A 24,012-nucleotide genomic window follows, 5' to 3' on the forward strand; every position below is an offset into this window, starting at 1 on the left:
GACTCAAGCCTCCTCAGCTTCAGGCGCCGGAGCCTGCTCGCGGGCGGGCAGAATGTCGGCGACTTTCTTGCCACGGCGCGATGCGACCTGGCGCGGGCTGGCTTCTTTGCGCAGACCGTCCAGCGTGGCGCGGATCATGTTGTAGGGGTTCTGCGAGCCGGTCGATTTGGCGACGATGTCCTTGATGCCCAGCATCTCGAACACGGCGCGCATCGGACCACCGGCGATGATCCCGGTCCCTTCCGGCGCGGTGCGCATAACAACCTTACCGGCGCCGTGGCGGCCCAGCATGTCGTGGTGCAGCGTGCGGCCTTCTTTCAGCGGCACGCGGATCAACTGACGCTTGGCTTGTTCAGTCGCCTTGCGGATCGCCTCGGGCACCTCTTTGGCCTTGCCCTTGCCGAAGCCCACGCGACCGCGCTGATCACCCACGACGACCAGCGCGGCAAAGCCGAAGTTCTTACCGCCTTTGGTGGTTTTCGACACGCGGTTGATCGCGACCAGACGGTCGGCAAATTCCGGATTTTCTTCTTCGCGGTTGCGGCCCCGGCCGCGCCCTCGGTTTTCACGTTCTGCCATATGGCATTTCCTTCAGATCAAAGGCGCGTCGATGCGGCGCCGGTTATATCCGATCCCAGTGAGCCGTACCGACCCCCGGATCATCGAGGGCGCCCCAGCGGAGCGCCCTTCAGGTCTTAGAACTTCAAGCCACCTTCGCGCGCTGCGTCGGCCAAAGCCTTCACACGCCCGTGGAACAGAAACCCGCCGCGGTCGAAATAGCATTCTTCCACGCCAGCTTTCTTGGCCCGCTCGGCAATCGCCGCGCCCACCTTGCCGGCGGCCTCGACGTTGTTTTTGCCAACGATGCCCAGCCCAGGCTCCAGCGACGAGGCCGAAGCCAACGTCACACCCTGCACGTCGTCGATCAGTTGGACCGAGATATTTTTGTTCGACCGATGCACAGACAAGCGCGCGCGCCCATCTGCCATCTTCTTCATTTTGTTCCGGTTGCGCAGGCGGCGCTTCTGGAACAGATCGCGTTTGCTCATAGCCATAGTGCCAGCCCTTACTTCTTCTTGCCTTCCTTACGGAAGATGTACTCACCCTTGTAGCGGATGCCTTTGCCCTTGTAGGGCTCTGGCGCGCGCCACTCACGAATGTTCGCCGCAACCTGACCAACCAGCTGTTGGTCATTGCCTTCGATCACCACTTCGGTGTTCTTCGGGCAGGTGACGGTCACACCGGCGGGAACTTCGAAATCCACATCGTGAGAATATCCCAGCGACAGCTTCAGGGTGTTGCCCTGCATCTGCGCGCGATACCCCACGCCGGTGATCTCAAGCTCTTTCTTGAAGCCGTCGGTCACGCCGGTCACCAGGTTCTGCACCATGGTGCGGCTCATGCCCCATTGCTGACGGGCACGCTTGGACTTGCCACGCGGCTCGACGGTCACGGCGTTGTCAGCAACAGCCAACGACACATCGTCGGTTGCGGTGAACGCGCGTGAGCCTTTGGGGCCCTTTACTTCGATGGTCTGACCCGACACGGAGGCTTCGACGCCCCCGGGCAGCTCGACCGGTTTTTTACCAATACGAGACATTGTCAGGCCCCCTTAGAAGATGGTGCAAAGCACTTCGCCGCCAACATTCTGGCTGCGAGCACTTGCATCGGACATCACGCCCTTGGAGGTGGAGACGATCGACACGCCCAGGCCCTGACGGACCTGAGGGATGTCGCCCACGCTCATATAGACGCGGCGGCCGGGTTTCGACACGCGCTTAAGCTCACGGATCACCGGGGTGCCTTCGTAATACTTCAGGCTGATCTCGAAGGCCGGGTGGCCATCTTTGCCGGTCGTGGGCTCGTAGCCGCGGATATAGCCTTCATCCGCCAGCACGTCCAAAACGCGCGCACGCTGCTTGGAGGCCGGGGTTTCGACTGTGGACTTCCCGCGCATCTGGCTGTTGCGGATGCGGGTCAGCATATCACCGAGAGGATCATTCATACTCTATCGCTCCCTTACCAGCTCGACTTGACCATGCCGGGGATCTGACCGTTGGAGGCCAGGTCCCGCAGCTTGATCCGCGACATTTTCAGCTTGCGGTAGTAGCCACGGGGGCGACCGGTCAGCTGGCAGCGGTTGTTCAGACGGGTTGCCGAGCTGTTGCGCGGCAGTTTCGCCAATTTCAGCTGGGCCTTGAACCGCTCTTCCATCGGACGGCTCTCATCCCGTGCGATTTCTTTCAGTTCGGCCCGCTTGGCGGCATATTTCTCGACCAGACGCTCGCGCTTTTTCTGGCGTTCGATCATCGCTTCTTTAGCCATGTCTTAATTCCTCTCGCGTCAGGCGTTAAAGGGCATGTTGAAGTGCTTCAACAGCGACTTCGCCTCGGCGTCGGTTTCCGCCGTTGTGACAATGATCACGTCGATGCCCCAAACTTCGTCGACTTTGTCGAAGTTAATCTCGGGGAACACGATGTGCTCCTTGATGCCCATGGCAAAGTTGCCGCGACCGTCGAAGGACGGCTTCACACCACGGAAGTCGCGGATGCGGGGCATCGCGATCGTGGTCAGGCGATCGAGGAAATCATACATGCGGTCGCCCCGTAGGGTCACCTTGGCACCCAGCGGCATGTCTTCCCGAACCCGGAAGCCTGCGATGGACTTCTTGGCTTTGGTAACAATGGCGTGCTGACCGGCAATTGCCGTCAGGTCTTCCTGGGCCGATTTGGCCTTTTTGGAGTCACGCACCGCTTCCGCACCGCACCCGATGTTGAGAACGATCTTCTCAAGACGCGGGATCTGCATGTCGTTTTTGTAGCCGAATTCCTCTTTCATCGCGGCCTTGATGGTCTCGCGGAAAGCGGTCTTCAGACGCGGGGTATAGTTTGCTTGGTCCAGCATCAGATCACGTCCCCCGTGGTCTTGGCGAAACGCACCTTCTTGCCGTCATCGTCCATGCGGAACCCGACGCGGGTGGCTTTGCCGTTGGCATCCAAAAGCGCCAGGTTCGACAGCTGGATCGGCATCGCTTGCGGAATGCGGCCTCCTTGGCTGTTCTGGCTTTGCTTGGTGTGGCGGATCGCGATGTTCACGCCGTCCACGATGGCTTTACCGGCTTTGGGGTCGACGGACGAAATCTCGCCCTCTTTGCCCTTGTCCTTGCCGGCGAGCACGACGACCTTGTCGCCCTTTTTCAACTTGGCAGCCATCTTACAGCACCTCCGGCGCGAGCGAGATGATCTTCATGAAGTTCTTCGCGCGCAACTCACGCACCACCGGCCCGAAGATACGGGTGCCGATCGGCTCGTTATTGTTGTTGAGGATGACGGCTGCGTTGCGATCAAAGCGGATGGCGGTGCCATCATCGCGACGAACCTCTTTGGCGGTGCGCACGACAACGGCCTTGCGGACGTCGCCTTTCTTCACGCGACCACGCGGGATGGCTTCCTTCACCGAGACGACAATGATGTCGCCGACGGAGGCGTATTTACGCTTGGAACCACCCAGAACCTTGATGCACTGAACACGGCGGGCGCCGCTATTGTCAGCAACATCCAGATTAGTCTGCATCTGGATCATTTGGTTTCTCCCGACGTCCCGGACCGGCCTTTTGGCACATTGGCCCGGGGGTTTCGTTCAAACCGAGATGTGAATGCGCCTTAGGCGACAATCACCTCCCAGCGTTTCGATTTGGAGACCGGGGCGCATTCTTGAATGCGGACCTGATCGCCCACCTTAAAGGTGTTTTCCGGGTCGTGGGCCCGGTATTTCTTCGACTTCCGGATCGTCTTTTGCAGAACCGGGTGCTTGAAGCGACGTTCGACCGAAACGGTCACGGTCTGCTCGTTGGCATCCGAGGTCACGGTGCCGGTGAGGATACGCTTGGGCATGTCTTATGCCTCCCCTGCTGCGGCCGCGGCCTTTTCGTTCAGGATCGTCTTTACACGCGCCGCATCCCGGCGCACCGAGCGCATGCGGGCAGTGTTCTCAAGCTGGCCTGTGGCCTGCTGAAAGCGCAGGTTAAACGCTTCCTTCTTCAGGGCCGTCAGCTCATCACGGAGCTCATCCGGCGTCTTGTCACGCAGTTCTTGGGCGTTCATGTCGCCTCTTCCTTTCAACAATCACGGGCGCGCCCCAAAAGGGTGACGCTGATTCCCGTGGAGTTCGGTGAATGAAGGGGCCGTATAGGGGGGTTGGGGACGGTTGGCAAGCGATCGTTGCTATTCAATTGGACCAAGTGGGTCCCGTTCGATAGTGCCCACAAAGTTTGACATCACTTCATTGCAGGCATCAGTTGCTTCCCATGCGGTATCAAGCGCAAGTGCCGAGACAGCTAATTGGTGATCTGAAGCCTCAACCATTGAGATTTTCTGCTCATTTGCACGCAAGAAGCTCACTGGATGCGAGTGAACCCAATTCGAGAAGAACGCTTGTTTGAAGTCATAAGCGTTAAGATCCCAGCCCACCAAGCGGGCTGCGCCGCGCGCGCCATCTACGAAAACTCTTTGGCCAGTGCACAACTCAGATATCTCTTTATCATTCTTACCCAATTTCCTTCCGTATAGGCTGATTTTCAACGTTAGATCATCGCGCACTCTCTGATAGGTCGAATTATCGATCGGCTGAACTGCAGGTTCAATCTTTGTTAGCGGCTTCAGAAAACGCTTTCGATTGCAGAGGTCATGAAGGTAAAGGACATGCCGCCTTAGATTCCATTGGTCTTCAGTTGAACTTAAATGGGCGACGTATAGTGTCATAAGAGCAGCATCGTAGACCGTTCTTGCAAGGGCGATCAGAGAGAAATGGTTCAAGAAACCGCCCCGATGCCCGTCGGACGGAAATGGCCCCAGGACCGCTTCAATCGACATCCCATGAGCAATCATCTTTGAGAACACCATCAGTGACCTGTTTTGCCTCCCAGTATGCTCAATCCCTATCGCACCTCCTGAAATACCTGCTGCGTGCTCAAGAGCCTCGCCAAGCTTCGCCCTAGATGCTTCAAAATGCTCAAGCGGATCGTATGAATTTTCGTCTGCCAAAACCCTGAACTCAAACTAGACACCGTCGTCTAAACCTATAGGGCTATAGTAAAATGCCCAACCTCGCGTCCCTCACCCTCGACGAGGCCGCCCGTCCCTCGCGTCCTCGAGGCGACCGGCCAGCACCGCCGCGAAGGCAAGCAACTGGCCCTCATCCATCGTCACCACCTGATGGAGATGACCCGCATCGGCAAGGTCCTCGCCCGGATCGAGTCAGGCCGCACCCCGCTTCGCCGAACAGCGCGCTTCACCCCCACCCATAGTTGAAGCTGACGCTCACCCGGTCGTCTTCGTCCATGTTCATCGGCACTTCGTGGCGGAGCCAGCTTTCCCACAGCAGCACGTCGCCTGCCTTGGGGCCGGGATAGATGAAGGCGCGTAGCTCCTCTCGGGCGTCTTTCTTCCGGTTGGGCGCGGCCATCATCATCGTGTGGCGGGGGTCCTCCAGTTTGATCGACCGGGCGCCGGGTGGGACGGTCACGTAGGTGGTGCCGGAGATCACGGAATGGGGGTGGATATGGGACGTGTGGATGCCGCCTTCGGGCAGGATGTTGATCCACAGATCCTCCAGCTTCAATTCGCGCCCCTCCAAATCGAACTCCAGATCCTCGGCAAAGGCCGCCACATGGGCATCGAGTGCTTCGACCACCTGCGCAAAGATCGGGAAGCGCCACGGCAAATCGGTGAGCGACGCATAGGACGTATAGCCGGGATAACCGTTCTCCTCGCACCAATCCTGCCCTGCCTCGTCATCCTCGGCGATGGAAAAACACGAGGTTTCCAGCTCGGCATGGTCAATGGTCGGGCCAAGCTCTGCCAGCTTGGCGTGATAAAGGCGGGTCACGAAGAGAGAGCGGATATCGGCCATGGGCGCGGCATAGCAGAGGCGGGTGGATCGATACAATTCGATTGAGTTTGCGGGACCCGATGTGGCCGCCGGAAAGGAACCGGAAAGACTTCGTGTGTAAGCCGATGGTACCGAATGGATGTCTCGGGGGCACCGCCAGGATGGCATTGCGCAGTCTATTGATCCTCGCCTGTATGGCGATTTGGCCCGGCAGTATTGCGCTGGCCAATGGGGCGTCCCTGCTGGGCTCGGGAGCATCCCCGCTGTTTTCGGTCCGCAGTGCCGCGGCCCCTGCCTCGGCCGGGTCCCTGTTCGCAGGCACCGGAACGGGCAGCCTGTTTGCCCCCTTTACACAAGATACGCCTTCGGGACCGCGGCTGACGCCGACCCCGGGCGCAATTGCGGAACTGTTGACGCTGATTGCACAAGCCGAGGCAGGGCGCGACGGATATGATGCGGTGCAACATGGTGCGCGGATCCGCACGCCGCGGCCGCCGACGCAGATGACATTGGGCGAGATCTATGCCTGGATCGAGGCCACGCCGGGTCAGCCCCACGCTATCGGGCGATATCAGTTCATCCCGCCCACGCTGCGCCGCGTCGCCCAAATCCGCGGATTTGGGCCGGACACCCGCTTTTCGCCGGAGGTCCAGGACGCGCTGGCCATGGTGCTTCTCGAAGACGCTGGTCTGCACGACTTTGAAACCGGCGGGCTGCGGCGCGTCGTCTTCATGCGCAATCTGGCACGGATCTGGGCCGGGCTGCCGCTGCCTAACGGTCGATCCTATTACGAAGGCTATGCGGGCAATCGCGCCAGTATGACCTGGGCAAGGTTCAGCGCGGGCATGGATCAGATCTGGCCGCGCGGTTAGGGCAACCGGCCAAACCAATCTGTTTTCGGCTCTCGTCCGGTCTGCGCCCGATAATAGTCCAGCGCTTCCTGCAAGCCGACCGACCGGGTGGGTTCGGAGGCGCGAATGCTTGATGATGTCACAAGCAGCTCCCTCGCGCCGGGCGCCTCAAATTGCCGCAACATCAGCCCCAAAGCTTCGTAACACAACGAGCCGCCCTGGATCTGCTCCGTACCGCCATTCATCTGATCCAAGCGCGATAGCACTTCGTCCAAGGGCACCCGAAGGAGCTCTACCTCCCCCAGCATCACAGCATCTACGATTGCATGGTTGATCGTAAGCGCGGTTAATCGCCCCTGCTCGAAATCGCAGGACGAAATCGCGGACGTCTCCCGCACTTCGCACAAAGACCCAGCACTGTCGATCGCAAAGGTTCGATCTGGCGCGCCCAGCACTGCACCTACTTCGCCAGACATCGCACCGAAGCGCAGCGGGCCGACGGCACGCAAGGGATCAATCGTAAGAGTCTCCATCGCCACGGTGTCTAAATACGCCAAGCCGAGACGCAAGCAAAAGCCCCCACCGATCCATCGGAGGGGGCCTTCAATCTCACCACGCTAGAAAGCGCGCGCGTCTCAGACGCTACCAGTCTTCGCGTTGGACCGTGCGGGTTTTGACCGGCAGCTTCATCGCGGCCAGGCGCAGGGCCTCGCGGGCGATGGGCTCGGCCACACCGTCGATCTCGAACATGATCCGGCCAGGCTTGACCTTGCAGGCCCAGTAATCGACCGAACCCTTACCTTTACCCATCCGAACTTCGACGGGCTTCGAGGTCACCGGGGTATCCGGGAAGATCCGGATCCAGACCCGACCCTGACGCTTCATGTGACGCGTCATGGCCCGGCGGGCGGCTTCGATCTGGCGCGCGGTCACGCGCTCAGGCTGCAAAGCTTTCAGACCAAAGGTGCCGAAGTTCAGGTCAGACCCGCCCTTCGCTTCGCCTTTGATCCGGCCTTTTTGCATTTTGCGGAACTTCGTCCGTTTCGGTTGCAACATTGCTCAGACCTCCTCAGCGGTCACGGCGCGGGCGCGAGGCCCCACCGCTTTCCTGGATCTCTTGCTGGCGACGGTCACGGGCCGACGGGTCGTGCTCCATGATCTCCCCTTTGAAGATCCAGGTTTTGATGCCGATGATACCGTAAGGCGTTTCGGCCTCGGCATGGGCGTAATCGATATCCGCACGCAGGGTGTGAAGCGGCACACGGCCCTCACGATACCATTCGGTCCGGGCAATCTCGGCCCCGCCAAGACGGCCTGCGACATTGACCCGGATGCCCAGGGCACCCATCCGCATGGCGTTCTGAACCGCACGCTTCATGGCGCGACGGAACGACACACGACGCTCAAGCTGTTGTGCAATCGATTCAGCCACCAGCTGCGCGTCAAGCTCGGGCTTGCGGATCTCAACGATGTTGAGGTGCAATTCGCTGTCGGTAATCTTGGACAGCTCCTTGCGCAGACCCTCGATATCCGAGCCCTTTTTGCCGATGATCACACCCGGACGCGCCGAGTGAATGGTCACGCGGCATTTCTTGTGCGGACGTTCGATGATGATCTTCGCGATCCCGGCATCGCCCGGATTGCGCTTCTCACGCTTGGCCAACAGATCCCACCAGCCCTTCTTGATGAACTCGCGGATCTTGATGTCTTCCAGCAGCAGATCACCGTAATCCTTGGTGTCTGCATACCAGCGGCTGTCCCAGGTCCGGTTGACCTGAAGACGCATGCCGATGGGGTTTACCTTATGTCCCATTAGGCTGTCTCCTCAACCTGGCGGACCTTGATGGTCAGCTCTGCAAATGGCTTGTGAATGCGGCCGAACCGACCACGGGCGCGCGGACGGCCCCGCTTCATCACAAGGTTCTTGCCCACGAACGCTTCGGCAACGACTAGTTCGTCGACGTCAAGACCGTGGTTGTTTTCGGCATTCGCAATCGCGGATTGAAGGCATTTCTTCACATCCACAGCGATACGCTTTTTCGAGAAGGTCAGGTCGGTCAGGGCCTTTTCAACCTTCTTTCCGCGGATCAGACCGGCGATGAGGTTCAGCTTCTGCGGGCTGGTCTTCAGCATGCGCAGCTTGGCCATCGCCTCATTGTCCGCCACGCGGCGGGGATTTTTATCCTTGCCCATGGCTTACTTCCTTTTGGCTTTCTTATCCGCCGCATGCCCGTAATAGGTGCGCGTGGGCGAATATTCCCCGAATTTCTGACCGATCATGTCTTCGGACACGTTTACGGGCACATGCTTGTGGCCATTGTAAACGCCGAAGGTCAGACCAACGAACTGGGGCAGAATGGTGGAACGGCGCGACCAGATCTTGATGACCTCGTTGCGGCCCGACTCGCGGGCTTTCTCGGCCTTTTTGAGGACATAGCTGTCGACAAAAGGACCCTTCCAGACGGAACGGCTCATGCTTTAGCGCCTTTTCTTGCGGGCATGCCGGCTGCGGATAATCAGCTTCTGGCTTGCCTTGTTCTTGTTACGGGTCCGCTTACCCTTCGTGTCGACACCCCAAGGCGTGACCGGCGTCCGGCCACCCGAGGTGCGACCTTCACCACCACCATGGGGGTGATCGATCGGGTTCATCGCGACACCACGCACAGACGGTCGCTTGCCCATGTGGCGGACACGACCGGCTTTGCCGAGGTTCTGGTTCGAATTGTCGGGGTTCGAGACCGCGCCAACCGTCGCCATGCATTCCTGGCGAACCAGGCGCAATTCACCCGAGCTGAGGCGGATCTGGGCATAGCCACCGTCGCGACCGACAAACTGGGCATAGGTGCCCGCGGCGCGTGCGATCTGGCCACCCTTGCCGGGCTTCAGCTCGATATTGTGGATGATTGTCCCGATCGGCATGCCCGAGAACGGCATCGCGTTGCCCGGCTTGATGTCAGCCTTGGCCGACGAGATGACCTTATCGCCAACAGCCAGACGCTGCGGCGCCAGGATATAGGCCTGCTCACCATCGGTGTACTGGATCAACGCGATGAACGCGGTGCGGTTGGGATCGTATTCGATCCGTGCCACAACGGCTTCGACATCTTGCTTGGTCCGCTTGAAATCTACGATGCGGTAAAGGCGCTTTGCCCCACCACCACGACGACGCGCCGTGATCCGTCCGGTGTTGTTCCGGCCGCCCTTCTTGGTCAAACCCTCGGTCAGGGCTTTGACAGGACGTCCTTTCCACAGCTCCGAACGGTCGATCAGTACCAGCCCACGCTGGCCCGGCGTCGTCGGCTTATACGACTTGAGTGCCATGTTAACTGTCTTCCGTTTGCTTGGCGGATCCGCGCAGAGCAGACCCTGATGTTGAAGGCCCCCGTAGGTGCCCGATTTATTGATCATACGACCAAAAGCAGAGCCCCGGACGAATCCGGGGCTTTGCCGATGGGGTCTGTTACGGCAGCCCCCTTCTTTGGTCAACCCGTCAGGTCGGCGATTTGCGCGCTCATGCGTCGCGACGAAACATGGCCGCGAACAACGACAATGTCAGCCGCGTCCGCGATAGGGGGGCACACCTTGATCGGGTATCCATATTCCCGTTGGCATGTCTCCGGTCTGCCAAAAAACATCAATCGGAATGCCTCCGCGGGGATACCAATATCCACCGATCCGCAGCCATTGCGGCTCCAACAGCGCCACCAGACGCCGCGCGATAGAGATCGTGCAATCCTCGTGGAAGGCCCCGTGGTTGCGAAAAGATGTCAGGTACAATTTCAGCGATTTGCTTTCGACCAACCACGGGCCCGGAACGTAGTCGATCACCAGATGGGCAAAATCCGGCTGGCCGGTCATCGGACAAAGGGAGGTAAATTCCGGGGCCGTGAAGCGCACATTATACGCGACATCGGCCTGGGGATTCTGAACCCTTTCAAGTTCCGCTTCTTCCGGCGAGTTGGGCACCACGGTGGCGCCGCCCAATTGTTTGAGATTGTCGTAAATCGTTTCGCTCATTGGCACTCCCTTTCCTGCAACATAGCCCGAGCTTGCGGACGTACAGAAAAGCCCCGGCAACATCCGTGGCCGGGGCGTTCATTCGCTTGCGGATGCACCCACAGGCGCATCATCGGATCAAAGACCGGTGCTCACATCGATTGTGTTGCCTTCTTCGAGCGTCACATAGGCCTTCTTGACGTCTTTCCGCGTGCCGATCTGGCCTCGGAAGCGCTTGACCTTGCCTTTGGTGATGGTCGTGTTCACGGCCTTCACCTTCACACCGAAGACGGCCTCGACAGCCTCTTTGATCTGCGGCTTGTTGGCGTCGATGGCGACTTCGAAGACCACGGCGCCATGTTCGGACGCCATTGTGGTTTTCTCGGTGATCAGCGGCTTGCGGATCACGTCGTAATGTTTGGCTTCTGCACTCATTTCAGGCGAGCCTCCAGAGCTTCGACACCCGCTTTCGTGATCACCAGGGTGTCACGCTTGAGGATGTCATAGACATTGGCGCCCATCGTTGGCAGCACATCCAGACCTTCGATGTTGCGCGCCGCTTGGGCAAAGTTGGCGTCCACGTCTGCGCCGTCGATGATCAGCGCGCGCTTCCAACCCAGTTCCTTGACCTGCTTGGCCAGCGCACCCGTTTTGGGCGCATCCAGTGCGGCATTCTCGATCACAACCAGGCTGCCTTCGGCCGCTTTGGCGGACAGAGCGTGCTTCAGACCCAGCTTACGGAACTTCTTCGGCAGATCGTGGCCGTGGGACCGTGGGGTTGGACCCTTGTAGATCCCACCTTTGCGGAAAATCGGCGCATTCCGGTCACCGTGGCGTGCGCCACCGGTGCCCTTCTGGCGGTAGATCTTCTTGGTGGAATAGCTCGTTTCCGAACGGGTCTTCACCTTATGGGTGCCTGCCTGCGCATTGTTGCGCTGCCAGCGAACGACGCGGTGCAGGATGTCGGCGCGGGGTTCGAGACCAAAGATGTCCTCGCCCAGGTCGACCGAGCCAGCGGAACCGCCGTCAAGTTTGATAACGTCGACTTTCATTATTCACCGTCCTTCTTATCTGCGTCACCTTCGGGGGCAGGGTCGCTCCCCTCGGCAGCGATCTCAGCCTCGGCTTGCGCCAGGGCTTCGGCTTCGGCAGCGGCTTGCTCTTCGGCCAAACGCTTGGCTTCGGCTTCGGCCTCCGCGGCAGCGGCAGCGGCGGCTTCTTCGGCAGCTTTTGCAGCTTCCTCAGCGGCGGATTTCAAAGCAGCGGGCAGGATGGCGTTCTCGGGGAACGGCTTTTTCACCGCATCCTTGACCGTCACCCAACCACCTTTGGAGCCTGGAACGGCGCCTTTGATCATGATCAGACCACGGTCGCTGTCGGTTTTCACGACTTGCAGGTTCTGCGTCGTGACACGGGCAGCCCCCATGTGACCGGCCATCTTCTTGCCTTTGAAGACGCGGCCCGGATCCTGACACTGACCGGTGGAGCCGTGCGAGCGGTGGCTGATCGACACACCGTGAGACGCGCGCAGGCCGCCGAAGTTATGCCGCTTCATGGCACCGGCAAAACCCTTACCGATCGAGGTGCCCGTCACGTCGACGAACTGACCTTCGAAATAATGGTCGGCGATGATTTCCTCGCCCACATCCAGCAGGTTTTCCGCATCCACGCGGAATTCCACCAGCTTGCGCTTGGGCTCCACATTCGCCTTGGCGAAATGGCCCCGCATCGGCGCCGATGTCCGCTTGGCCTTGGCCGTACCGGCACCAAGCTGAACGGCCGAATAGCCGTCGCTGTCAGAGGTCTTCTTGGCGACCACCTGCAATTTATCCAGTTGAAGAACGGTCACAGGGATCTGCTTGCCGTCTTCCATGAAAAGGCGGGTCATCCCAACCTTTTTCGCGATCACTCCAGAGCGCAACATATCAGAAGCCCTCCCTTAGACCGAAATCTGCACGTCGACGCCGGCGGCCAGGTCGAGCTTCATCAGCGCGTCCACGGTCTGCGGCGTCGGATCAACGATGTCGAGCAGGCGCTTGTGGGTACGAATTTCCCACTGATCGCGCGATTTCTTGTCGACATGCGGGCCACGGAGAACCGTGAACTTTTCGATCTTGTTCGGCAGCGGGATCGGTCCGCGCACCTGCGCGCCGGTCCGCTTTGCGGTATTCACGATTTCCTGTGTGCTGGCATCGAGCACCCGGTAATCAAACGCCTTCAGGCGGATACGGATGTTTTGGCTTGGTACGGCCATAAGCATCACCCTTTATCATAGGGTCGAGATCGGAGAGGAGGATGGGCGCTCATCGCACACCCTCATCGCGTCTTTGTCGCACCAGAGGTGCGGGTAGCATAGATGCACCGGAGGTGCGTAGGTAACTGTCCAACGGAAAAGGGCACGCCGAAGCGCACCCGTTGGATAGCGGGCGTATAGGCGGAGTCGCAGGGGCTGGCAAGACGAAAGTCTGCGATTGGCGATCGATTGTACGAAGCCCCATGCGCGAAACCGGCAAGCTTGTCCGATTATGGGAACCGTGCGGCGTTTGATGGGTTGCCTACCTACCTTACAGCACCCGCAAAATCGGAGGAGAAAGAGTCATGGCCATCGCCAATCTCACGGACGTCTATCACGATCAACTGCAGGACCTTTACAGCGCCTGCAAGCAATCCATGGAAGTCACGACCGAGCTCGGCCGTGCCGCGAACAACGGCGATCTCAAGCGCGCGTTCAACGACGCGGTTCAGGGTATTGTAGACGGGATGGAAAAGGTCGCGCAGCTCTGCAACGACCACGGAATTGATCCAAACGGTGAGCATTGCAAAGGCATGGAAGGTCTGGTCGAAGAGGCGCGCGCCCACGGCCTGGGCGAGGACATCACCGATGAAGATGCGCGCGATGCGATGATCATCACACAATATCAGCGCATGACCCATTATGCGATCGCTGGCTACGGTTGCCTGCGCGCCTTTGCCAACCGTCTGAACCTTGATGATGATGGCGCCGTGCTGTCCGATTGCCTTGATGCGTGCTATAATGGCGACCGTCGCATGACAGAAATCGCCACCGGCGGCGTGAACCAATCTGCCGCCGCTTAAACGGTGAAAGGGCTGTTCCGGCAGCCTATTCGATGCCTACCTAGATCCGCAGAAGCCGCCCTGATACCGGGCGGCTTTTTTTATGTCACGTCATCATCTTTGCCGGAGCGTTTCGCGTTTAAGCTTTGACTCGGTTGCCCCCAACAATGCGCCACATCTTGTGTGGTGTTTTGTTTGAGGGCCGCGCAAGGGGTGGGCTGCCGGGTGTGTTGTTATATGACAAAGGCCCCGCGTTTTGGCGGGGCCTTTTGGGTTTGTTGGCGATCGTGTGCTGCACCGAGTGCTTGTGATCTTTTGCAACTGCAAAAGACACTGCCACCCGGCACCCACTGGCCAGAGTTTCCTTTGGAAACTCGACCTTACTCCACGATCTTCGACACGACGCCGGCGCCGACGGTGCGGCCGCCTTCGCGGATGGCGAAGCGCAGGCCCTGCTCCATCGCGATCGGCGCGATCAGCTCAACCTCGAACTTCAGGTTGTCGCCCGGCATCACCATCTCGGTGCCCGAGGGCAGCGTCACGGTGCCGGTCACATCCGTCGTGCGGAAGTAAAACTGCGGGCGGTAGTTGGCGAAGAACGGCGTGTGGCGGCCACCCTCATCCTTGGTCAGGATATAGGCTTCGGCCTCGAACTTCGTGTGCGGCGTCACCGAGCCCGGCTTACACAGCACCTGGCCACGCTCAACGCCATCACGGTCCACACCACGCAGCAGCGCGCCAATGTTGTCGCCCGCTTCACCGCGATCCAGCAGCTTGCGGAACATCTCAACACCCGTGCAGGTCGTCTTCGAGGTGTCGCGGATGCCCACGATCTCGATCTCGTCACCCACATTGATCACGCCACGCTCAACCCGGCCGGTCACAACCGTGCCGCGGCCGGAAATCGAGAACACGTCCTCGATCGGCATCAGGAAGGGCTGATCCACGGCGCGCTCGGGCGTCGGGATGTAGTCATCCACGGCGGCCATCAGCTCTTTGATCTTCTCTTCGCCGATCTCGGGGTTGTTGCCCTCCATCGCCGCCAGGGCCGAGCCCGCGATGATCGGAATCTCGTCGCCGGGATATTCATAGCTTTCCAGAAGCTCGCGGATCTCCATCTCCACCAGCTCCAGAAGCTCGGCATCGTCGACCTGGTCGACCTTGTTCATGAACACGACCATCTTCGGGATGCCCACCTGGCGGCCCAGCAGGATGTGCTCACGCGTCTGCGGCATCGGGCCGTCGGCGGCGTTCACCACCAGGATCGCGCCGTCCATCTGAGCGGCACCAGTGATCATGTTCTTCACATAGTCGGCGTGGCCGGGGCAATCGACATGCGCGTAGTGACGCGCGTCGGTCTCATATTCCACATGCGCCGTCGAGATCGTGATCCCCCGCGCCTTCTCCTCAGGCGCGCCGTCAATCTGGTCATACGCCTTGAAATCCCCAAAATACTTCGTAATCGCAGCCGTCAACGTCGTCTTACCATGGTCAACATGACCAATAGTCCCAATGTTCACATGCGGCTTATTACGTTCAAACTTTTCCTTTGCCATGATGGCCTCCTTGGATGTGCGGGTCGGTTTTGACCGACCCTACGGTTGGGGCGGGCGGAAAAACCGCCCCGCCGCTTATGCGAATTTCGCTTGGATTTCGTCCGAGATGTTCTGCGGAACGGGCTCGTAATGGTCGAACTGCATCGTGAACTGCGCGCGGCCCGAAGACATGGAGCGCAGGGTGTTAATGTAGCCGAACATGTTGGCCAGCGGCACGAAGGCGTCGATCGCGATGGCGTTGCCGCGCGTATCCTGGCCCTGCACCTGACCGCGACGTGACGTCAGATCGCCGATGATGCCACCGGTATATTCGTCCGGCGTCACGACCTCGACCTTCATGATCGGCTCAAGCAGCTTGGCACCGGCCAGTTTCATGCCTTCGCGCATGCCCATACGGGCGGCGATTTCAAAGGCGAGAACGCTGGAGTCCACGTCGTGGAATTTCCCGTCGACCAAAGCCACCTTGAAGTCGATCACGGGGAAGCCAGCCAGCGGGCCGCTATCCATGACCGAGTTGATGCCTTTCTCGACGCCAGGGATGTATTCCTTCGGCACGGCCCCACCGACGATGCGGGACTCGAACGAGTACCCTTCGCCCGGCTCGGTCGGCGTGATCTCAAGCTTGACCTCGGCGTACTGACCAGACCCACCCGACTGTTTCTTGTGGGTGTAGGTGTGCTCGACGGCGTGAGAGATCGTCTCACGGTAGGCCACCTGGGGTGCACCGATATTGGCCTCGACCTTGAATTCGCGCTTCATGCGGTCGACCAGAATGTCGAGGTGCAATTCGCCCATGCCCTTCATGATCGTCTGACCCGATTCCAGATCGGTTTCGACGCGGAACGACGGATCTTCGGCGGCCAAACGCTGCAGCGCCTGGGCCATCTTTTCCTGGTCCGCCTTGGTCTTGGGCTCGACGGCAATCTCGATCACCGGATCGGGGAAGGTCATCGTTTCCAGAACCACTGGATCGTTCTTGTCGCAAAGCGTGTCACCGGTTGTGGTGTTCTTCAGACCACCCAGCGCGATGATGTCGCCCGCAAACGCTTCTTCGATCTCTTCGCGGTTGTTGGAGTGCATCATCATCATGCGGCCCACACGCTCGTTATTCTCCTTGGTGGAGTTGAGCATCGTGTCACCCTTGCGCAGTTGGCCGGAATAGATCCGGACAAATGTCAGGGAGCCGACGAAGGGGTCGTTCATGATTTTGAAGGCCAGGCCCGAGAACGCCATATCGTCGTCGGCACGGCGGGCAATGTTGCGCACTTCTTCCTCGTCGCCGGGCTTGAAGCCCATGTAATCGACAACGTCCAGCGGGCTGGGCAGATAGTCGATCACGGCGTTGAGCAATGGCTGAACACCTTTGTTCTTGAAGGCAGAGCCCCCCAGAACCGGCACGAACGCCATTTCAAGCGTGCCCTTGCGCAGCAATTTGCGCAACGTAGCCACGTCAGGCTCGTTACCTTCCAGGTATTCCATCATCGCGTCGTCGTCCATTTCGACGGCGGCTTCGACCATTTTACCGCGCCACTCTGTGGCCATATCGGACAGGCTGTCGCGGATCGGGGCTTTGACCCAGGACGCACCCAGATCTTCGCCCTGCCAGAGCCACTCTTCCATGGTGACGAGGTCGATCAGACCCTCAAGCTCGGTTTCGGCGCCGATCGGGATACCCACGGGCACCGCACGCGCGCCGGTGCGGTCTTCGATCATGTTGACGCAGTTGAAGAAATCCGCACCGATCTTGTCCATCTTGTTGACGAACACCATGCGCGGCACCTTGTAGCGGTCAGCCTGACGCCACACGGTTTCGGTCTGCGGCTCGACACCGGCATTGGCGTCGAGCACGCAAACGGCACCATCGAGAACCGCCAGTGAGCGTTCGACTTCAATGGTGAAGTCTACGTGGCCGGGCGTATCGATAATGTTCAGACGGTGCTTTTCGGAATCGGCGGATTTGCCATCTTCGGTGCGTTCCCAGAATGTGGTCGTCGCAGCCGAGGTGATGGTGATCCCGCGTTCCTGCTCCTGCTCCATCCAGTCCATGGTGGCAGCGCCATCATGCACCTCACCGATGTTGTGAGATTTTCCGGTGTAATACAGGATCCGCTCGGAACAGGTGGTTTTGCCCGCATCGATGTGGGCCATGATCCCAAAGTTCCGGTACCGGTCGAGGGGATAATCGCGTGCCATGGGGGTGTCCTCAGGCTTAAGATTGGAAATGGCAACGGCCCCATAGACGGGACCGAAGATCGTCTACCAGCGGTAATGGCTGAACGCGCGGTTGGCGTCGGCCATCTTGTGGGTATCTTCGCGCTTCTTAACGGCGGCACCGCGGGAATTCACTGCGTCAATCAGCTCTCCGGCCAGACGCTCTTCCATGGTGTTTTCGTTGCGGGCGCGGCTGGCATTGATCAGCCAGCGGATCGCCAGGGCTTCACGGCGCTCGGGGCGCACATCGACGGGCACCTGATAGGTCGCACCACCCACACGACGCGAGCGAACCTCAACTGCGGGCTTCACGTTGTCGAGCGCTTCGTGGAACACTTCCACGGGGGCGCGCTTGAGCTTTTCTTCAACGCGGTCAAACGCATTGTAGACGATTTTCTCTGCGACCGACTTTTTGCCGTCGATCATCAGATTGTTCATGAACTTGGTCAGAACGGTGTCACCGAACTTGGCGTCGGGCAGCACCTGGCGCTTTTCAGCGGCGTGACGGCGGGACATCTATATATCCTCTTACTTGGGGCGCTTGGCGCCGTATTTCGAACGACGCTGGCGACGGTCTTTGACGCCCTGCGTATCGAGCACACCGCGCAGGATGTGATAGCGCACACCGGGAAGGTCTTTCACACGACCGCCGCGGATCAGAACCACCGAGTGTTCCTGAAGGTTGTGGCTTTCACCGGGGATGTAGCTGATCACCTCGTAGCCGTTGGTCAGGCGCACCTTGGCAACCTTCCGCATGGCCGAGTTCGGCTTCTTCGGCGTCGTCGTGTAGACGCGCGTGCAGACGCCACGCTTTTGCGGGCAGCTCTCGAGGTGCAGCGACTTCGAGCGTTTTACTTTGGGCTGCCGCGGCTTGCGGATCAGCTGTTGAATCGTTGGCATGGGGTCTCCCCGGTTTGCTCTCTTCTGTCAGCGGTGCCTCTCGCGGTGTGGCCTGACCACGCAAAAAACACCAAAACCGCAAGCGCCCCTTCCCTACCTGGAGGGCGCCGCGGTGGAATTCCCAGAGGATCGGAGCATCAAAATCGCTCGGATCGTGGCCACTTAGATCTGTATTTCGGCCATATCAGTCCCCTTAAGGCGACCAGGCCAAGTGGCGCGGGGTATAGGAGGAGTCGACAGGGCTGTCAACAGCACCGCAAGACCAAAGCGCACAGCGGGTCAGGCACGAATTTCGCCTTATATTTCTTGGCCTCCGCGGCGGGCGAGCCGGTGTTCACGCAGGATCGTGTAAAGGCCCGTTGCCATGACGATGCCAGCGCCCGCAAAGGCCAGTTCATTGGGCCATTCGCCAAACACCACAAACCCCAGCAACAGCGCACAGACCAGCGAGGTGTAGCGGAACGGCGCGACGGCTGCGACCTCCCCCACCCGCATGGCCAGGATGGAACACACATAGCCACCGATGATCAGCACGGAAGCCAGCGCCAGCAGGAACAGGCTGCGCGGCGAGAAGGCGGCCCAGGTCTCCCAGATCGACAAAATGCCGCCCGCCAGCGCCACGACAAAGGCCGTGATGACCGCAACGCCCATCGAAGGCACCGACGAGCTGAAGGCGCGCGTCGCCAAATCGCGCCCGGTGACGAACAGCACCGCAAGCAGAGCGATGAGGGCATAGGCATTGAATCCATCCGTACCGGGTTGGATGATCATCAAGACCCCAACCGCACCGACGAGGATCGCAGTCAACCGTCGCCAACCGATAGGCTCCCCAAAGATCAATGCGGCGCCCAAGGCAATAGACAATGGAAGCGCCGCGAGGATCGCCGTTGCATTGGCAAGCTGCATGTTCACCAACGCGGTCAGAAAGGCGACCATGGCCGCGATCTCGAATATTGTGCGCCAGGCGACCTTTCCGCGGTCTCCCCGAGGGATGCGCAGCGACAGACCGCCGAATGCCATGGCGGTCGCTGCCATCAAGGCAGTGGTGATCAGCCCACGGATAAACACGAATTGGAACAGCGGGATCTCTTCCGTGATCAGCTTCACCACCGCATCATTTGCGGCGAATGAAGCCATGCTGACCGTCATCCAGAAGGCGCCTTGGGTATTGGGGGTCATGATACTGCACCGTTCAAATGTGCTTCGACCCTGCATGCGTCAGACAAACACGGATCGCAATGCGGGATCGGGCGGGCGCAACAAAAAACGCCCCGCTCTTGGGCGGGGCGTTTTGATATTGTCTGGACCTGCGCGTTACTCGGCGGGGCCAGTTTCGATCACATCATCAGCGTCTGGTGCGGCCAAGGCGGCGGCAGCGGCGGCTTCTGCCTGAGCGGCCTCCACAACCACCTGGTCACGGGACTTGGCGATGCGCTCCACATGCTGTGTCGCGCCACCAGTACCCGCCGGGATCAGACGACCCACGATGACGTTTTCTTTCAGGCCCACCAGCTTGTCGCGCTTGCCCTGCACCGAGGCTTCGGTCAGCACACGCGTGGTTTCCTGGAACGAGGCCGCCGAGATGAACGACCGGGTCTGCAGCGAAGCCTTGGTGATCCCCAGAAGGATCGGCTCGCCTTCCGCCGGGCGACGACCATCGGCGATGGCCTTTTCGTTGGCGGCATCAAACTCGGCCTTGTCGACATGTTCGCCCTTCAGAAGCGTGGTTTCCCCGCTATCCTGGATCTCCCACTTCTGCAGCATCTGGCGCACGATGACTTCGATGTGCTTGTCGTTGATCTTCACACCCTGAAGGCGGTAGACGTCCTGCACCTCGTCGATCATGTAATCGGCCAGCGCCTCGACACCCATGATCGACAGGATGTCATGCGGCGCCGGGTTGCCGTCCATGATGTAGTCCCCCTTCTGGACGAAGTCGCCTTCGGCCACCGGGATGTGCTTGCCCTTGGGCACCATGTATTCCACCGGCTCCAAGCTTTCATCGGCAGGCACGATGCCAATCCGACGCTTGTTCTTGAAGTCACGGCCGAATTTCACATAGCCGTCGATCTCGGCGATAATGGCGTGATCCTTCGGACGGCGCGCTTCGAACAACTCGGCCACACGCGGCAGACCACCGGTGATGTCCTTCGTCTTGGCTCCTTCCCGCGGGATCCGCGCAACCACATCACCGGCATCGACACTCTGACCGTCTTCAACAGATAGAATGGCGTCCACCGACATCGGATATGTGATCGGGTTGCCCTGATCGTTCCGCATCGGCTCACCATCGGCACCTGCGATCAAGATCTCAGGCTTCAGCTCGTTGCCCTTTGGTGCGGTACGCCAGTCGGACACGATCTTCTGGGTCATGCCGGTCGCATCGTCGGTCTCGTCGCGGAGCGAGATGCCCACGGTCAGATCGACGAATTTGGCGGTACCCGCAGCCTCGGCAATGATCGGCAGCGTGTACGGGTCCCATTCGAACAGACGATCGCCACGGGCAATCTTCTGGCCATCCTTGACCATGACCTTGGTGCCGTAGCCCAGCTTGAAGCTGGCCCGTTCGTCACCCTGCTCGTCCATGATCGCCATCTGCATGTTGCGGCCCATCACAATCTCTTCCCCGGCCGAATTGGCCAGCAGGTTGGGATTGCGGAATTCGATGGTGCCTTCGACATTGGCCTCTTGGAACGATTGCTGGCCACCCTGGGCCACGCCGCCGATATGGAAGGTCCGCATCGTCAGCTGCGTGCCAGGTTCGCCGATCGATTGCGCCGCGATGATGCCGACGGCTTCGCCGGTATTCACCTTGGTACCGCGCGCCAGGTCACGACCGTAGCAGGTCGCGCAAACGCCTTCCTCGGCCTCACAGGTCAGGGGCGACCGCATCTGCATCGTGGTCACGCCTGCCGCCTCGATGGCATCGGCCTTCCGCTCGTCGATCAACTCACCGCGCGCCACGATCACCTCATCGGTGCCGGGCACCAACACGTCCTCACCGGCCGTCCGGCCCAGGATACGTTCGGCCAGCGACGCGACAACCTCGCCGTCATTGACCGCCGCTTCGGCCTTGATCGTGTTCTCAGTTCCGCAATCATCCATACGGATGATGCAATCCTGCGCCACGTCCACCAGACGGCGGGTCAGATAGCCCGAGTTCGCTGTCTTCAACGCCGTATCCGACAGACCCTTCCGGGCCCCGTGGGTGGAGTTGAAGTATTCAAGAACGGTCAGACCTTCCTTGAAGTTCGAGATCACGGGCGTTTCGATGATCTCGCCGTTCGGACGAGCCATCAGGCCGCGCATCCCGCCCAGCTGTTTCATCTGCGTGACAGAGCCCCGCGCACCGGAATGCGCCATCATGTAGACCGAGTTCGGCTCCATCTCGGCGCCGCTCTCGTCCGTTTTCGGGGCAGAGATCGCCGCCATCATGGCGTCGGTGACCTTGTCGTTGGCTTTCGACCAGGCATCGATGACCTTGTTGTACTTCTCACCCTGGGTGATCAAGCCATCCATGTATTGCTGTTCGAATTCCTTCACCTGGCCACGCGTATCTTCGACCAGTTCCCATTTGTCGTCGGGAATGACCATATCGTCCTTGCCGAAGGAAATGCCCGCCTTGAAGGCTTCCTTAAAGCCCATCGACATGATCTGGTCGCAGAAGATGACCGACTCTTTCTGACCGCAATAGCGGTAGACGGTGTCGATGACCTGCTGCACCTCTTTCTTCCGCAACAGCCGGTTGACCAAATCGAACGGCGCCTTGGCGTTCAGGGGCAGAAGGTTGCCCAGAAGCACACGGCCCGGGGTTGTCTCGAACCGGGTCATGACCTCTTGGCCGGTCTCATCGATCTGAGGCAAGCGCGCGTGAATCTTGGAGTGCAGATGCACCTCGCCGGAATCCAGCGCGTGCTGCACCTCATCCACATCGGCAAAGATCATGCCTTCGCCTTTCATGCCGTCCCGCTGCAGCGTCACATAGTAAAGACCCAAGATCATGTCCTGCGATGGGACGATGATCGGCGCACCGTTGGAGGGCGACAGAACATTGTTCGTCGACATCATCAGCACGCGGGCTTCCAACTGGGCTTCCAGCGACAGCGGCACGTGAACCGCCATCTGGTCACCGTCGAAGTCGGCGTTGAAGGCCGAACAGACCAGCGGGTGAAGCTGGATCGCCTTACCTTCGATCAGCACCGGCTCGAACGCCTGAATGCCCAAGCGGTGCAGGGTCGGCGCGCGGTTCAGAAGAACCGGATGCTCACGGATGACCTCATCGAGGATATCCCAGACCTCCGGGCGCTCTTTCTCGACCAGCTTCTTGGCCTGCTTCACGGTGGACGACAGGCCCTTGGCTTCAAGCCGCGAATAGATGAACGGCTTGAACAGTTCGAGCGCCATCTTCTTCGGCAAGCCGCACTGGTGCAGCTTCAACTCCGGCCCGGTCACGATCACAGACCGGCCCGAGAAGTCGACCCGTTTCCCCAGAAGGTTCTGGCGGAAACGACCCTGCTTACCCTTCAGCATGTCGCTGAGCGATTTCAGCGGGCGCTTGTTGGCACCGGTGATCACGCGGCCGCGACGACCGTTGTCGAACAAGGCGTCGACGGATTCCTGCAGCATCCGCTTTTCGTTGCGGATGATGATGTCCGGCGCGCGCAACTCGATCAGCCGCTTCAGGCGGTTGTTCCGGTTGATCACACGGCGATACAGGTCGTTCAGATCCGACGTCGCGAACCGGCCCCCATCCAGCGGCACCAGCGGGCGCAGTTCTGGCGGGATGACCGGGATCACGGTCATGACCATCCATTCCGGGCGGTTGCCGGATTCCAGGAAATTCTCGACGATTTTCAGCCGTTTGATGATCTTCTTCGGCTTCAGCTCACCGGTCGCCTCTTTGAGGTCTTCCCGCAGCTGTTGCGCCTCGGATTCCAGATCGATCTGGCTGAGCATTTCGCGGATCGCTTCCGCACCGATATTGGCCTGGAAGGCATCGGCACCGTAGGCGTCCTGCGCGTCGAGATATTCCTCTTCGCTCATCAACTGGCCATAGGTCAGATCGGTCAGACCCGGTTCGATCACAACGTAGTTCTCGAAATAGAGGATCCGCTCCAGATCGCGCAGCGTCATGTCCAGCATCAGGCCGATGCGGGAGGGCAACGACTTGAGGAACCAGATGTGAGCCACCGGTGCGGCCAGTTCGATATGGCCCATCCGCTCCCGGCGGACCTTTTGCAGCGTGACTTCCACACCGCATTTCTCGCAGACAACGCCGCGATACTTCATGCGCTTATACTTACCGCACAAGCATTCGTAATCCTTGATCGGCCCGAAAATCCGGGCACAGAACAGACCATCACGTTCGGGCTTGAACGTCCGGTAGTTGATCGTCTCGGGCTTTTTGATCTCACCGTAGGACCAGCTGAGGATACGCTCGGGCGAAGCGAGCGACACCTTGATCTCATCAAACGCCTTGGGCGGCGTCAGCGGGTTAAACGGGTTGTTTGTCAGTTCCTGGTTCATGTCGAATC

31 protein-coding genes are annotated in these 24,012 nt (G+C 59.8%); 2 read left to right on the forward strand and 29 right to left on the reverse strand.

The window, feature by feature from the left end:
• Window positions 1-3: 3 nt before the first annotated feature.
• The 12 genes from rpsE to V8J82_RS20250 form a co-directional block, all read right to left on the reverse strand.
• Window positions 4-579, reverse strand: coding sequence for a 30S ribosomal protein S5 (gene rpsE / locus V8J82_RS20195; protein ID WP_339978115.1), 576 nt, complete (start codon window positions 577-579; stop codon window positions 4-6).
• A gap of 116 nt (window positions 580-695) precedes the next feature.
• A complete protein-coding gene (rplR, locus tag V8J82_RS20200) occupies window positions 696-1,055 on the reverse strand; it encodes a 50S ribosomal protein L18 (protein ID WP_339978117.1) in 360 nt (119 codons plus the stop codon).
• An 11-nt stretch (window positions 1,056-1,066) separates the two neighbouring features.
• Window positions 1,067-1,600 carry a 50S ribosomal protein L6 gene (gene rplF / locus V8J82_RS20205; RefSeq protein ID WP_339978119.1) on the reverse strand — a complete coding sequence of 178 codons (534 nt, stop codon included), beginning with the start codon at window positions 1,598-1,600 and terminating at the stop codon, window positions 1,067-1,069.
• A gap of 12 nt (window positions 1,601-1,612) precedes the next feature.
• Entirely contained in the window at window positions 1,613-2,005 is a 393-nt protein-coding gene (gene rpsH, locus V8J82_RS20210) for a 30S ribosomal protein S8 (RefSeq protein ID WP_339978121.1), read from the reverse strand.
• Between the two features lie 14 nt (window positions 2,006-2,019).
• Window positions 2,020-2,325: a 30S ribosomal protein S14 gene (gene rpsN, locus V8J82_RS20215; RefSeq protein WP_224813488.1), complete on the reverse strand. Its 306-nt coding sequence runs from the start codon at window positions 2,323-2,325 to the stop codon at window positions 2,020-2,022.
• An 18-nt stretch (window positions 2,326-2,343) separates the two neighbouring features.
• Entirely contained in the window at window positions 2,344-2,904 is a 561-nt protein-coding gene (rplE, locus tag V8J82_RS20220) for a 50S ribosomal protein L5 (protein ID WP_339978126.1), read from the reverse strand.
• Window positions 2,904-3,212, reverse strand: a complete 309-nt coding sequence (gene rplX, locus V8J82_RS20225; RefSeq protein ID WP_339978128.1) for a 50S ribosomal protein L24 — start codon at window positions 3,210-3,212, stop codon at window positions 2,904-2,906. The genes rplE and rplX overlap by 1 nt, the downstream gene beginning before the upstream one ends.
• Before the next feature lies 1 nt (window position 3,213).
• Window positions 3,214-3,582, reverse strand: a complete 369-nt coding sequence (gene rplN / locus V8J82_RS20230) for a 50S ribosomal protein L14 (RefSeq protein ID WP_013963207.1) — start codon at window positions 3,580-3,582, stop codon at window positions 3,214-3,216.
• Window positions 3,583-3,662: 80 nt separating this feature from the next.
• On the reverse strand, window positions 3,663-3,893 hold the full coding sequence (rpsQ, locus tag V8J82_RS20235; protein ID WP_339978144.1) for a 30S ribosomal protein S17: 231 nt from the start codon (window positions 3,891-3,893) through the stop codon (window positions 3,663-3,665).
• Window positions 3,894-3,896: 3 nt separating this feature from the next.
• Complete coding sequence (gene rpmC / locus V8J82_RS20240) at window positions 3,897-4,103, reverse strand: 50S ribosomal protein L29 (RefSeq protein WP_339978146.1); 207 nt, start codon at window positions 4,101-4,103, stop codon at window positions 3,897-3,899.
• A gap of 120 nt (window positions 4,104-4,223) precedes the next feature.
• Window positions 4,224-5,042, reverse strand: coding sequence for a hypothetical protein (locus tag V8J82_RS20245; protein ID WP_339978148.1), 819 nt, complete (start codon window positions 5,040-5,042; stop codon window positions 4,224-4,226).
• Window positions 5,043-5,289: 247 nt separating this feature from the next.
• On the reverse strand, window positions 5,290-5,910 hold the full coding sequence (locus tag V8J82_RS20250; RefSeq protein ID WP_339978150.1) for a TIGR02466 family protein: 621 nt from the start codon (window positions 5,908-5,910) through the stop codon (window positions 5,290-5,292).
• Between the two features lie 140 nt (window positions 5,911-6,050).
• Here V8J82_RS20250 and V8J82_RS20255 point away from each other — a divergent pair, with 140 nt between their 5' ends.
• A complete protein-coding gene (locus V8J82_RS20255; RefSeq protein ID WP_339978152.1) occupies window positions 6,051-6,761 on the forward strand; it encodes a hypothetical protein in 711 nt (236 codons plus the stop codon).
• Here V8J82_RS20255 and V8J82_RS20260 read toward each other — a convergent pair.
• From V8J82_RS20260 to rpsJ, 11 genes are all read right to left on the reverse strand, one after another.
• Complete coding sequence (locus V8J82_RS20260) at window positions 6,758-7,273, reverse strand: hypothetical protein (protein ID WP_339978154.1); 516 nt, start codon at window positions 7,271-7,273, stop codon at window positions 6,758-6,760. The genes V8J82_RS20255 and V8J82_RS20260 overlap by 4 nt on opposite strands.
• A gap of 109 nt (window positions 7,274-7,382) precedes the next feature.
• Complete coding sequence (gene rplP, locus V8J82_RS20265; RefSeq protein WP_339978156.1) at window positions 7,383-7,796, reverse strand: 50S ribosomal protein L16; 414 nt, start codon at window positions 7,794-7,796, stop codon at window positions 7,383-7,385.
• A gap of 13 nt (window positions 7,797-7,809) precedes the next feature.
• The gene (rpsC, locus tag V8J82_RS20270) at window positions 7,810-8,553 is read right to left on the reverse strand and encodes a 30S ribosomal protein S3 (RefSeq protein WP_339978158.1); all 744 of its coding nucleotides are present in this window, start codon (window positions 8,551-8,553) and stop codon (window positions 7,810-7,812) included.
• The gene (gene rplV, locus V8J82_RS20275) at window positions 8,553-8,933 is read right to left on the reverse strand and encodes a 50S ribosomal protein L22 (RefSeq protein WP_339978160.1); all 381 of its coding nucleotides are present in this window, start codon (window positions 8,931-8,933) and stop codon (window positions 8,553-8,555) included. The genes rpsC and rplV overlap by 1 nt, the downstream gene beginning before the upstream one ends.
• Window positions 8,934-8,936: 3 nt before the next feature.
• Window positions 8,937-9,215, reverse strand: coding sequence for a 30S ribosomal protein S19 (gene rpsS, locus V8J82_RS20280; protein WP_339978162.1), 279 nt, complete (start codon window positions 9,213-9,215; stop codon window positions 8,937-8,939).
• Between the two features lie 3 nt (window positions 9,216-9,218).
• Window positions 9,219-10,061, reverse strand: coding sequence for a 50S ribosomal protein L2 (gene rplB, locus V8J82_RS20285; RefSeq protein WP_339978164.1), 843 nt, complete (start codon window positions 10,059-10,061; stop codon window positions 9,219-9,221).
• Between the two features lie 231 nt (window positions 10,062-10,292).
• Entirely contained in the window at window positions 10,293-10,757 is a 465-nt protein-coding gene (gene queF, locus V8J82_RS20290; protein ID WP_339978166.1) for a preQ(1) synthase, read from the reverse strand.
• A gap of 117 nt (window positions 10,758-10,874) precedes the next feature.
• On the reverse strand, window positions 10,875-11,171 hold the full coding sequence (locus V8J82_RS20295; RefSeq protein ID WP_339978168.1) for a 50S ribosomal protein L23: 297 nt from the start codon (window positions 11,169-11,171) through the stop codon (window positions 10,875-10,877).
• Window positions 11,168-11,788, reverse strand: coding sequence for a 50S ribosomal protein L4 (gene rplD, locus V8J82_RS20300; RefSeq protein ID WP_339978170.1), 621 nt, complete (start codon window positions 11,786-11,788; stop codon window positions 11,168-11,170). The genes V8J82_RS20295 and rplD overlap by 4 nt, the downstream gene beginning before the upstream one ends.
• On the reverse strand, window positions 11,788-12,660 hold the full coding sequence (gene rplC / locus V8J82_RS20305; RefSeq protein ID WP_339978172.1) for a 50S ribosomal protein L3: 873 nt from the start codon (window positions 12,658-12,660) through the stop codon (window positions 11,788-11,790). Before rplC ends, rplD begins: the two co-directional genes overlap by 1 nt.
• A gap of 15 nt (window positions 12,661-12,675) precedes the next feature.
• Complete coding sequence (gene rpsJ, locus V8J82_RS20310) at window positions 12,676-12,990, reverse strand: 30S ribosomal protein S10 (protein ID WP_339978176.1); 315 nt, start codon at window positions 12,988-12,990, stop codon at window positions 12,676-12,678.
• 344 nt (window positions 12,991-13,334) lie between these two features.
• Between rpsJ and V8J82_RS20315 the strand changes: the two genes are divergently transcribed.
• The gene (locus tag V8J82_RS20315) at window positions 13,335-13,832 is read left to right on the forward strand and encodes a ferritin-like domain-containing protein (protein ID WP_339978178.1); all 498 of its coding nucleotides are present in this window, start codon (window positions 13,335-13,337) and stop codon (window positions 13,830-13,832) included.
• 359 nt (window positions 13,833-14,191) lie between these two features.
• Here V8J82_RS20315 and tuf read toward each other — a convergent pair whose 3' ends face one another.
• The 6 genes from tuf to rpoC form a co-directional block, all read right to left on the reverse strand.
• Entirely contained in the window at window positions 14,192-15,367 is a 1,176-nt protein-coding gene (gene tuf, locus V8J82_RS20320; RefSeq protein WP_339978180.1) for an elongation factor Tu, read from the reverse strand.
• Between the two features lie 75 nt (window positions 15,368-15,442).
• The gene (gene fusA, locus V8J82_RS20325) at window positions 15,443-17,560 is read right to left on the reverse strand and encodes an elongation factor G (RefSeq protein WP_339978182.1); all 2,118 of its coding nucleotides are present in this window, start codon (window positions 17,558-17,560) and stop codon (window positions 15,443-15,445) included.
• A 63-nt stretch (window positions 17,561-17,623) separates the two neighbouring features.
• Window positions 17,624-18,094, reverse strand: a complete 471-nt coding sequence (rpsG, locus tag V8J82_RS20330; RefSeq protein ID WP_339978184.1) for a 30S ribosomal protein S7 — start codon at window positions 18,092-18,094, stop codon at window positions 17,624-17,626.
• 12 nt (window positions 18,095-18,106) lie between these two features.
• A complete protein-coding gene (gene rpsL / locus V8J82_RS20335) occupies window positions 18,107-18,478 on the reverse strand; it encodes a 30S ribosomal protein S12 (protein ID WP_339978186.1) in 372 nt (123 codons plus the stop codon).
• A 297-nt stretch (window positions 18,479-18,775) separates the two neighbouring features.
• Entirely contained in the window at window positions 18,776-19,657 is an 882-nt protein-coding gene (locus V8J82_RS20340; protein WP_339978188.1) for a DMT family transporter, read from the reverse strand.
• A gap of 135 nt (window positions 19,658-19,792) precedes the next feature.
• Complete coding sequence (gene rpoC / locus V8J82_RS20345) at window positions 19,793-24,004, reverse strand: DNA-directed RNA polymerase subunit beta' (protein WP_339978190.1); 4,212 nt, start codon at window positions 24,002-24,004, stop codon at window positions 19,793-19,795.
• Between the last annotated feature and the right edge of the window lie 8 nt (window positions 24,005-24,012).

This window comes from Gymnodinialimonas mytili (assembly GCF_037544085.1).
Lineage (GTDB): Bacteria > Pseudomonadota > Alphaproteobacteria > Rhodobacterales > Rhodobacteraceae > Gymnodinialimonas > Gymnodinialimonas mytili.